The sequence below is a fragment of the Aurantibacter sp. genome (assembly GCF_039941195.1).
Lineage (GTDB): Bacteria > Bacteroidota > Bacteroidia > Flavobacteriales > Flavobacteriaceae > Aurantibacter_A.
Genome location: NZ_JBDVFA010000085.1, coordinates 1 through 11,795 on the forward strand (window position 1 = coordinate 1; position 11,795 = coordinate 11,795).

Here is an 11,795-nt window from a genome sequence, read left to right on the forward strand (position 1 = left end):
ACCGCGGTTAAAGTAGGATCAGGAGTACGGTCAACTGTAATGTTCTGGGTGTCAAAACAACCTTCGTCAGTTGCAACTTCAACAATATAATCCCCAGCATTTACATTAAAAGTATAAGTGTTGTCAGGTTGAGCAGTTTCATCATCAACTAAGGTGCCATCAGCGAGTTTAAGCGTATAGGAATAATTAGGTTCAACATTTAAAACGTCAATTTTTATAGTACCTTGGTTATTACAATTTGCTGGAGTGGTTTCAATTTCTACTTGAAAATCTCGTTCGATAATACCTATTTCTGGGGTACTAAAAATACACGCTCCATCTATTGGATTTCCAGAACCATCTAATTGTACAACGTCCACTCTATAAGAACCACTATCACCGGTTCCAAAGTCGAAGCTAGGGCCATTGTTTGAGCTAAACGGAACTACAATACTGTTATTGGTTATATCAACTAATTGGTAACCGTAATTAGCTCCTAAATTAGTAATGGTAATATTTCCATCTGTGGTACAAATGATATCATTAGTATTATATTCAATGTTTAAATTATTTTGATAAACATCAAAGTAAAAACGACTAAAACAACCGTTTTGATAATTAATTACCAATCGGTATTTTCCAGCGGTATTTACATCAAAGTCACTACCTGATGTAACAAGATCCCAATCACAAGTTTGGTTCTTATTGGCACAACCTCCAGGAGCTGCAGAACAACTTCCTTCATCCAAACGTTCCCAATCTATTCTTTGTGCATCACTGATATTAATATTAATTAGCTGAGAATCGGTGGTTCCACATAGAAATATTTCAGGTAATAAATCACCATCAACACTACAAGTTACAATTTGTCCCTGTATATCATTTGTTGGATCTGCATCAGAATTTGTGGTGTTAAACCAATCTACAATTGGGTTGGATTGCGTAGAACCAAAAAGTTCTACATCAAATATTTCTTTAAATCCTTTACAGGGGTCAGCAACAATTTTGTCTACGATGTATGTGCCAGTTGCACTAATAACTAATGTGCTCTCATCGCCATCCGGATTACCATCATTTAATACAGTATCCGAAGCATCTAAAATTCCATTGTTATTATCATCGCTAACCCAAACATAATCATCAAAGTTGTCTCCAGCATCTAATACAATACTGTCTCCACACAATTGAACTGTTCTTCTAAAGTTACAATCAGACAAATCATCTAACAAGAAGTTAGTAGCTCCTGGAACAATAAAGCCACAAGAATTAAAATCAGTTACACTTGGGTCATCTGAAATTACATTGTTGTTTATTTCTCCTTGGTAGGTTGAATATGCCAAGTTTTGAATCAAATCAGAACAAGCATCAATAAAGTCAAAACAGTTTTCTGCTACTTGCACGCGCATACGTATGGAACGAGAAGTATCACCTTCTTCAACAATGTTATCCGGTATTGAAAATGTGATTGTCCTATCTCCTGGTGTGTAAACATACGTTACGCCAGTAGGCATAATAATGTTCAGCTCATCTAAAGTTACATTAAGTGGTAGAACATCTCGTATTACATAATTTTCAGCATCATCATTTCCAATATTTTCAAAGGTTAATACGTAATCTAGAATTTGACCTAAATTTACACCCAAGCCAGTAATATCGTTCCCTGCAATATCTTCTACTCGTTTTTCTAAAACAATATCAGGCTCAATGATTTCTACATTAAAAGAATTAAAAAAGGGATAATATTGATCACCAGTACTTCTAAATTGAAATGTTGCTTGGGTTGCATCGTTATCAATCACCGAATTAGCTGGGTTGTTGAGAACTAGAATATCTGTGTCGTAACCTAAAGTGTTTACACTATTAGGGTTTCTATTTGTGGTAACAGCACCATTAAGGGTAATATTACTATTGAAAAAGTTGTTTCCCGGGTTTGCACCATTACTTATTTGAGTATATGGTTCCGCCGCAGTTTCCCGAATTCGCATTCTGTCTCCAGTAATTCTATTATCACCTTCTAATGCAGCTACTCCTATGTTTGCACGAACTGGACCAACAGGAATAGTATTGAATCCACTATAATTGATATTAACAATAGGGTTTTCATTTCTTACCCTTGCAAAACCATCAAAAGTTGTAATTAATTTACCTGTTAGATTAGGGTTTTCATATACCACTACTAAGGTCCACCCTCCGGCTGCACCACCACCAGGGGATAAAGAACCTACTACAGACCTAACATTTGCTACAGTATATTCACCAGTTGGGTTTGCTAAACCTGTGATTATTGATGTTATATCTGCATAACAGGCGTATGGACTGTTTAACCGAACGGTAGCATCTCCGCTTGTAAAACCATCATACAAAATTTCATCTGCCGTAATATTTGTATAACTGGCGGAACCCGGTACTCTAAGGCGTACTTGATTAAAGTCGTTTTGTCTATTAGTGCCAATAGTTTGTCCTGCTTGTTGGCTGGGATAGGTTGCAGACCAATAAAGACCTGCATAACGAACAAGGTTACAGGTTGGGTCTGGAAAACTAAAGGTTGCGCTACTTGAGCTAAATGTTGAACCATCTGAATCAACATCAATATACTGCATGTCTAACCAGTCATTGTATGTTGAAGAGTTTCCAGTATTGTTATAGGCATCTTCTGGTCGTTGGCCATTACCGTTGTCTCTATTTACAATGTTATTGCTAATAAAAGTTAGGTCACCTTTGATGTTGTTTTGATAACGAATTTCAAAGTTGTTATATTCTTGAGCCATTCCCGCACAAGACAGAAACAACAAAAGAAGAAAGAATAGGTTTTTGGTATTTAATTTGGTCATCTAGTGGGTGAACTTGTTAGGTTATTAAGTTTGGAGTAACGCGCATAATCCACATCTTATCGTCATATGAATCATTTATTTTTGAGTAGTACGATATCAAGGCATTGTTCCAAGATTCGTGCTTCTTTAAATAAACATATCTCCAATTATTTTCAGGATTTATAAAGTATCCGGCACTTAAACCATATGAGTTGAGAATTTTTACAAAACGTTTGGCGTTTTTTGGACTAGAAAACACATTTGCAATAATGTAATAACCTGATCCTACACCATCTAAATCATAAGATTGTGCTTCAGGTTCAACCCCAGATAATTTGTCTTGTACAATTACATTTTGTTGTAAAACGTCATTGCCATATTTATCTGCTTTCTCATTTATTTTATCAACGTTTGCCGCGTAGGCTTCATTTGAATATTTATTGTCAACATTCATAATCCATAAGTCACCATTATATTCGCCATTCATTTGACTTTGGTGCGCAGCTAAGGCATCATCCCATGTGTCATATCTTTCGAGGTAAACATATTTTAGTCCATTATTTGGGTTGTCTATATAATCTGGATTAAGACCTTTACTGGATAAGTTATCCATAAACTTATCCATGTATTGTCCTCCTTTATAAACATTGGCAACAACATAGTATCCATCTGTTACACCATCAAGGTCTCTAAATTTTCTACTTTTAACAATTTTACCATCTTGTCCTACAACACTATTTGTAGTGGCTACTGCATCCCTTTTTTGTGTTACATCATTTGCGTAATTCGGTCCGGAATTATTTTTCTTTGAGTTGTTCGTACTATTTGGTATATACCCATCGTTGCCTGTACTGTTATGGACTAGCGTCGCATTGTCTTGACCTGTTAAGAACATATCTTGTGCTCTTTTTTCAAGGTCAGGTCTTTCACCCTTGGTTTCATTACGAACCATCTTCATAACCATGTTAAAACGTCTTTCTAAATCTTTTTGACGATTCGCTTCCAAAGAATCTTGTCTAAACATTAGTTCAGCAATAATCTCATCGTTTTCTTCAAGCTTCTTTTTTAGCTTTTCTATTTCTTCATTAGTAGCTAGATCATCAGTTGTTAATTCTTCTTCAACCAATTCTTCTTCATTATCCTCAAGCATTACACGGTCCTCCGTTAAATTTGGTGTAAATGAATAGGCAAATGATATTTCATGAGTTACACCTAGATTGTTGAAGTCAGTTCCAAAGCCTTTTTCCATATTGTATCCTAAGGAAAGGCGCTTGTTTAAATTGAAACCAGCTCCTGCTGATGCTCCATAAAAACTATCATATCCACCTTGTAACCAACCAAGCTTAGGAAGATCTAAAATCATTCCACCGCCATAGGATAAGTCTTGTGAGTTTTCTGTAGTTTGGCCGTTTTGCGCATTTAAACGTACTCTAGCCAAAGGCATTAATCTTGCTCCTTCCATAATTCCATCTCCATTTTTAAATGGATGAGTATATTGTAAATGAGCGGAATATGTTTTATCAGCAAAACTGGTTAATTGTTCATTTGTTTTTAAATTATAATCTAAAAGGTTTTCTGCAAAAGCACCAAAATCGAATTGGCCATAAGAAAGATTAAAACCAGGTTGAAAAGAAAGAACATTACTGTCATCCGTACCGCTTAATAAAGGGTCATTAATATCAATTGGGTTAGCTGAATTTTGATTATAACCTGTATTATAATAAGCTAGATTTGCACCGAATGTGAAATTACTTTTATCGCTTAATTTAAGCCCATAAGCATAGTTGGCTAAAACACCAATGTTAGATACAAGCCCTTTTTTCTGGCTATAGAGACTAAGACCTAATCCATTCCTATCCCCTATTCTACCACTATAACTTACAAAATATGTTTGATCGTTATTATTGAATTGTACTGATTGGTTTCTGTGGAAGAAGTTAATGTATGATTTGTCTTCTTGAACAGTTGAAAAAGTAGGATTTATTAAAAATCGATTAAATTTTAATAAATTTTGTGGAGCCACTTTATAGGGTAATAGCGGCTCATCTTCTTGAGCATTTACATTTGCAAACACCAAAGCCGTTATCAAAAAAAGAAATATGTTTTTTATTTGTTTCATGATAGGTTATCGTATAACTGTAATGGTACCTTGTTTTAATGTTTCTGTTGCATTCTTAATCACATAGTAAAAAACCATGTTTTGAGCTGGGAATGAACTTGCCGAAGTAGGCCAATCGTTTTTGTAATCCTGAATGTTTAAAACCTCTTCTCCGTTTTCGGAATAGATAATTACGGATACATCAGCTTTGTTGGAATAAGAATTTGGTAGTATCCATTGATCATTATATCCGTCGGCATTTGGGGTAATTACATTTGGAACTTTGAATGTGTCTAAATATTCAGCTGAAAATTGCTTTGTAATTTCACAATTATCAATATTGGCAATTAAGATGTAATCTCCTTCCGTATCGATATCAACAGTACTAGTATTACTTAGTTCTACATTATTGATATCGTACCAGTGATAAGCTGTACCACCACTTGCAGTTACTGTTCTTGTCGTTCCTTCAGGAAAAACTAAAGTTCCCTCAGGGTCTAGTGTTATAAGTTCTGGGTCTAATGGAGTAATAGCTATTTCATTTGAAATTAAATCGCAACCGTTTTTGTCTATTACCAAACGATAGGTGCCAGGTTGTGTAACATCTAGTGCCGTATCTGTTGTGTTAATTGAAGTTCCATCAAGTTGCCATTGATAAGATTCTCCAGTTAAATCTGTTGAAGTATTTATTGTAACGATGTCCGAAGCGCTACAGTAAATAGTACTTGTGCTCGTAATAGCTAGTGTTTCGTTTGTTAATAACTGTATCGGTAAGCTGTTCGAGGTAGCATTAAATGTATTTAATGTGCCATCTACAGTATAATCTCCATTTTCCGCTACATCAGTAAGATAAATGCTCGTATCAGTAGAACCACTAACATTTGTACCATCTAGTTGCCATTGATAGGAGAAACTGGATACAACATCAGTAGTAACGTCTATTGTACTTCCATCAGAAAGTACGGCATTAATGGTGGTAACATCTACAGAAGCACTAGTGTCTGTACATACAGTATAACTTGTGCCATAATCTATAATTATTTCAAATGAAGAAGGTGAAATTACCTCTGTATTATCAGAATTTATTGTTGTTGGATTAGGACAAGATCCTGCTGGCTGGGTTACAGCTACATAATAAGTTCCTTCTTGAGTTGCATTATAATTAATGCTTGTAGCTCCAGATATTGCACTTCCATTTCTATACCATTGAAATGTCGGGGTCGTTGCATTAGTTGTAACGCTTAATGTTTCAGTGTCTCCTGGTAATAGTACAATGTTTGCATCGTTTACAGATGTTACTGTAAAATTGTCTGAGTTTGTAAATGTAATTGCAGCAGAAACCTCAGGGCAGTTACCACTTTCAGAAACACTTACTTGATAATCTCCTTCAAATGAAGAACTTGATCCGTCTACAGTGTAAGTAGCTGCAGTAGCACCAGGTATTTCAGTACCATCTTTTAACCATTGGTAATCTGGAGAGCCAAAAGATGTAGTCACTGTTAAGACTTCTGTATCACTTGAACATAATGCTGTTTTACTTGGAGTATCTATACTTGTACTTCCTCCTACAGCACCAATGCAAATATCTGGCATGTTAGACTGAGTTGTACCATTATCTGAACAGTCGCCATAATCAATTTGTGCAAAGTACATTCCTCCTTCAGTGACATTTAAAGTTGGTCCTGTCTCACCCACTAATAAAGTAAGGTCTTTGTACCATTGATACTGATAGGTATTTACGTCTGTTAAATTTACTACAGATAATGTAATTGGGTCCGTACTAATTATGGTAGCTTGAGGAGATGTACTACCGTCATGTGTTATCGTAAGGTTCGATACGTGATCCATGTAATACATGCTATAACTCAATGTGCTTTCTGCAGAGGCAACGGGGTCAGTACTTCTTACTCTAAGCTTATAACCAGCACCTCTTGTATCAGTTGGAATTGAAAATTCAAAACCACGACCGGGTGACTTAACAACTGCATCGCTAGTTTCTTTTGCTAATTCTATTGGGTTTGAAAAATCTCCAGATGCATCAGAAAGTTCTAATATCCATTCATTACCTGAGTTTGATGCACCATCGAATGCAGCCCATGCAAAGTATTGATTAAAATTTCCATTGTTTCCGGCACATATTTTATTCCATGCTGATCCGCCAGTATCGGGATTATCTGCAGGAACAACTTCAAGATTTGCTATAAGTTGAGCAGAAGCTTGAAATGCACCGAAAAGCATAAACGCTATCAAAACTATTTGAAGGCTGTAATGTTTTTTTGGTCTCATAAGTAGTCGTAGTTTAAATACTACCAGTTTAGTCTTCGATGGGGATCGTTGATAAAACTTTGTGTTTGTTTTTAATTTGAGAATTGATAGTTAATTCTCTAGCCCTTGTATTCAACAACAAATATGTTATATAATTATAGGCTGTAGAAGTTAATGTTGTGGCGTACCCCAAAAACGTTGTGAAACAGACGAATTTGTATGCTTGGCACTTTTTATCTTACACATAGTTGCATTTTAGCTACCTTTGTGTTTCCTAAAAATTCGGGTATGAGTGATAGTCCAAAATCATTGAATTTTATAGAGCACATAATTGAGGAAGACATAGAAAATGGCTTTTCTAAAGAGGCTTTACGATTTCGTTTTCCGCCAGAACCAAACGGATATTTACATATAGGGCATGCGAGTTCTATTTGTTTAAATTTTGGGCTTGGAGAAAAGTATAATGCTCCTGTAAATTTGCGTTTTGATGATACCAATCCTGCAAAAGAAGAACAAGAGTATGTAGATGCTATAAAGCGTGATGTTCATTGGCTTGGTTATCACTGGGATACCGAGCGGTATTCATCTGATTATTTTCAACAACTCTATGAATGGGCAGTAGATTTAATTAAAGCAGATAAAGCATATGTTGATAGTCAAAGTTCTGAAGAAATGGCTATCCAAAAAGGTACACCAACTGAACCAGGGGTAAATGGTCCATTTAGAAATCGCACAGTTTCCGAAAATTTGGAATTGTTTCAGGACATGAAGGATGGTAAGTTTCAAGAAGGAGAACATGTATTACGTGCGAAGATAGATATGGCGTCAACAAATATGTTGATGCGAGACCCTATCATATATCGCGTTTTACATAGTGCACATCATCGCACTAATACCGATTGGTGTATTTACCCAATGTACGACTGGACACATGGTGAGAGTGATTATATTGAACAAGTTTCACATTCGCTATGTACGCTTGAATTTCTTCCACACCGCGAGTTGTATAATTGGTTTTTAGATCAAATTATTGATGAAAGTAAGGTGAGGCCTAAACAACGAGAATTTGCACGGAGAAACTTAAGTCATACCGTTGTTAGCAAAAGAAAGTTATTAAAATTAGTAGAAGAAGATGTTGTACAAGGATGGGATGACCCTCGAATGCCAACCATTTCAGGGTTGAGAAGAAGAGGTTATACGCCAGAGTCTATTCGTAATTTTGCGGATACTATTGGAATTGCCAAGCGTGATAATTTAATAGATGTATCCTTATTGGAATTTCATGTCCGCGAACATTTAAATAAAGTGGCTCCTAGAGTTATGGCTGTTTTGGATCCATTAAAAGTGGTGATTACTAATTATCCTGAAGGAGAGGTAGAATGGTTAACTGCTGAAAATAACCCAGAAGATGATTCTGCTGGGACTAGAGAGGTGCCATTTTCAAGAGAAATATATATTGAAAAAGCGGATTTCAGAGAAGAAGCCAATAAGAAGTTTTTCCGATTAAAATTAGGCAAAGAGGTACGATTAAAGAATGGCTATATCATAAAGGCAGAGAGTTGTACAAAAGACGAGAATGGTAATGTTATTGAGGTTCAATGCACTTATGATACTAAAAGTAAAAGTGGTAGTGGAACTGAAGAAAGTCTTAGAAAAGTAAAAGGAACTTTGCATTGGGTGTCCATTGCTCATGCACTAGAATCTGAAGTTAGACTTTACGATCGTTTATTCACAGATGAAAGTCCTGACACGCATAAAGACAAAGATTTTATGGATTTTGTTAACCCAGAGTCTTTAGAATCAATTACTGGATATTTAGAGCCGAGTCTGATAGATGCAAAACCTCAAGATCGTGTTCAATTTCAAAGATTAGGTTATTTCTGTGTTGATAAAGATACTACCCCTGAGAAATTGGTTTTTAACCGAACTGTAGGATTACGAGATTCTTGGGCCAAAATACAACAGAAAGATTAATTATACGATAAATAAACCAATTGGGATTATTTAGAAATGACTAGTAAAATAAACGAGTTTCAAAAGAGGTCTATCTTTTGAAACTCGTTTTTATATATTTCTAATTGTTTGTGTCTTTCTTCGGTTTATTTGTCTTTTTCATAGATTCACCAATCATATTGCTTGCAGTAAAAGAGGCTACCATGTTGTTTAACATATCGCTACCGGCCTGTGGTGAATTCGGAAGAAGTATCAAATTGGTGTTTGTTTCTTCACCTATAGATTGTAAAGTATCATAATGCTGTGTAACAACGATAAGCGCAGAGGCCTCTTGTGAATTTATACCTACTTTATTTAAAACTTCTACTGACTCCTCTAATCCTCTGGCTATTTCTCTTCGTTGATCGGCAATACCTTGTCCTTGCAACCTTTTACTTTCTGCTTCCGCTTTGGCTTTTTCTACTATTAAAATTCTAGCTGCATCACCTTCAAACTGAGCTGCAATCTTTTCTCTTTCTGATGCATTTATCCGATTCATAGCTTCCTTAACCTGAGCATCCGGATCAATATCGGTTACTAGTGTTTTTATAATATCATATCCATAGTCTAACATTGCATCTTGTAGCTCTGCTTTTACAGCAATAGCAATATCATCTTTTTTTACAAAAACATCGTCTAATTTCATCTTAGGCACTTCTGCACGTACCACGTCGAATACATAAGAGGTGATTTGATCATGTGGGTATTCTAATTTATAAAAAGCTTCATATACTTTTTCTTTAATGACTACATATTGTACAGACACTTTGAGCTTTACGAATACATCATCTAATGTCTTTGTTTCAATAATAACGTCAAGTTGTTGAATCTTTAAACCAATGCGAGCGGCAATACGTTGAACGAACGGTATTTTAAATTGAATACCTGAGTTTCTGACGCTCGTAAAACGTCCAAAGGTTTCAATAATTACAGCAGTTTGTTGTTTGACTATAAAAACAGTGGATATAAAAGCAACAACGATAAAAAATAAAATTGGAACCCAAATAAAACTTCCCATAATTAAGTGTGTTTTAGTTAATGATTATGAATATACTAAGAGTTTATAATATCTGTAGTACTATTTATAATAATGTTACAGTATTTGGGTGTTTATTTTACAGAATAGCAATTAGTTAAGCATTTTTAAGGCATTTGATATTCTAGATATACTTTGGTCTTTGCCAATCAACTCAATGATGTCAAATAAATGAGGACCTTTCATGTCTCCGACAATAACAAGCCGTAGAGGAGCCATAACTTTGCCAAAAGGTAATTCTTTTAAAGTGATCCAGTCTTTAATCGTTTTTTCAATAATAGTGGATGTAAAATTATCTATATTGCTAATTAGCGTCAATACTTCACTCATGAGCTCCGGTGTATTCTCTTTCCATTGTTTTTTTACAGCTTTTTCTCCATAACTAGTTGGAGTCATAAAAAAGTAGTCTGAGAGTTCCCAGAAATCTGTAACAAAAGATGCCCGCTCTTTAATTAAAGAAACTATTCGTTCAACATTTTCTATATTTAGTTTATTAGTAGCGGTGCCTAGTTTCTTTTCTAAAGTTGGGAGAAATAAGTTTGCTAACTCCTTATTTGATTTGTTCTGTAAATAATGTTGATTATACCATTTGGTTTTATCAGGATCAAATCGTGCACCAGATTTGTTTACACGATTTAGATCAAAAGATTGAATCAGTTCATTAAGACTAAAAATTTCTTGTTCTGTGCCTGGGTTCCAACCTAAGAGTGCTAAAAAGTTGATTACTGCTTCAGGAAAATATCCCGCTTCTTTATAACCTACTGATTCATTCCAAGACAAAGGAAATACAGGAAAGCCAAGTTTATCTCCATCACGCTTGCTTAGTTTTCCTTTTCCTACTGGTTTCATTATTAGCGGTAAATGAGCAAATTCTGGGCTTTGCCATCCAAAAGCATCATATAATTGCTTGTGAAGTGCTAAAGATGGTAACCATTCTTCACCTCGAATAACATGAGATATCTCCATTAAATGATCATCAACAATATTGGCTAAATGATAGGTCGGCATACCATCTGATTTAAATAGAACCTTATCATCAAGAATATTAGTGTCAATCTCAATTTTTCCTCGAATTAAGTCATTAAGAATTAACTTTTTATCTTGAGGAGTTTTAAACCGTATAACATAAGGAATATTTGAGGCAAGTTTGGCTTTTGTATCTGCATCGCTTAGTGACAATGAATTTGTTAGTTTAGGTCTATTATGCCAATTGTATATAAAAGTTTTACCTTTTGCTTCATGTTCCTTTCTATAGTTGTCTAATGATTCTGAGGTGTCAAAGGCGTAATAGGCTTTATCATTTTGTACTAATTGGTCGGCATATTTCTTATATAAATCTTTGCGTTCACTTTGACGATAAGGAGGAAAAGAACCTTCTTTTTCCACGCCTTCATCGTAGGGTATTCCGCACCAATTTAAGGCGTCGATAATATATTGTTCAGCACCTTCTACATATCTATTTTGATCGGTATCTTCTATACGCAGTATAAAAGTTCCACTGTGTTTTTTTGCAAACAAATAATTAAACAAAGCTGTTCTTACACCGCCTATATGTAAAGGGCCAGTTGGACTGGGGGCAAAACGGACTCTTACGTTTGTACTCATCATAATAATT

General features: G+C 35.2%; 5 protein-coding genes and 1 pseudogene. 1 reads left to right on the forward strand and 5 read right to left on the reverse strand.

Translation table 11 applies throughout. From position 1 onward, the window contains the following. The 3 genes and pseudogenes from ABJF52_RS13450 to ABJF52_RS13460 form a co-directional block, all read right to left on the reverse strand. Positions 1 to 2,810: pseudogene (locus ABJF52_RS13450) on the reverse strand (hypothetical protein); the annotation flags it as partial. A 16-nt stretch (positions 2,811 to 2,826) separates the two neighbouring features. Continuing rightward, positions 2,827 to 4,908, reverse strand: a complete 2,082-nt coding sequence (locus ABJF52_RS13455) for a type IX secretion system membrane protein PorP/SprF (protein WP_348151152.1) — start codon at positions 4,906 to 4,908, stop codon at positions 2,827 to 2,829. Between the two features lie 6 nt (positions 4,909 to 4,914). Next, positions 4,915 to 7,173, reverse strand: coding sequence for a gliding motility-associated C-terminal domain-containing protein (locus tag ABJF52_RS13460; protein ID WP_348151155.1), 2,259 nt, complete (start codon positions 7,171 to 7,173; stop codon positions 4,915 to 4,917). Positions 7,174 to 7,440: 267 nt separating this feature from the next. Between ABJF52_RS13460 and ABJF52_RS13465 the strand changes: the two genes are divergently transcribed. Then, positions 7,441 to 9,126: a glutamine--tRNA ligase/YqeY domain fusion protein gene (locus ABJF52_RS13465; RefSeq protein WP_348151157.1), complete on the forward strand. Its 1,686-nt coding sequence runs from the start codon at positions 7,441 to 7,443 to the stop codon at positions 9,124 to 9,126. A 100-nt stretch (positions 9,127 to 9,226) separates the two neighbouring features. Here ABJF52_RS13465 and ABJF52_RS13470 read toward each other — a convergent pair whose 3' ends face one another. Together ABJF52_RS13470 and gltX are read right to left on the reverse strand one after the other, a co-directional pair. Further along, on the reverse strand, positions 9,227 to 10,162 hold the full coding sequence (locus ABJF52_RS13470) for an SPFH domain-containing protein (RefSeq protein ID WP_348151160.1): 936 nt from the start codon (positions 10,160 to 10,162) through the stop codon (positions 9,227 to 9,229). A gap of 111 nt (positions 10,163 to 10,273) precedes the next feature. Continuing rightward, the gene (gene gltX, locus ABJF52_RS13475; RefSeq protein ID WP_348151163.1) at positions 10,274 to 11,785 is read right to left on the reverse strand and encodes a glutamate--tRNA ligase; all 1,512 of its coding nucleotides are present in this window, start codon (positions 11,783 to 11,785) and stop codon (positions 10,274 to 10,276) included. Positions 11,786 to 11,795 lie beyond the last annotated feature (10 nt).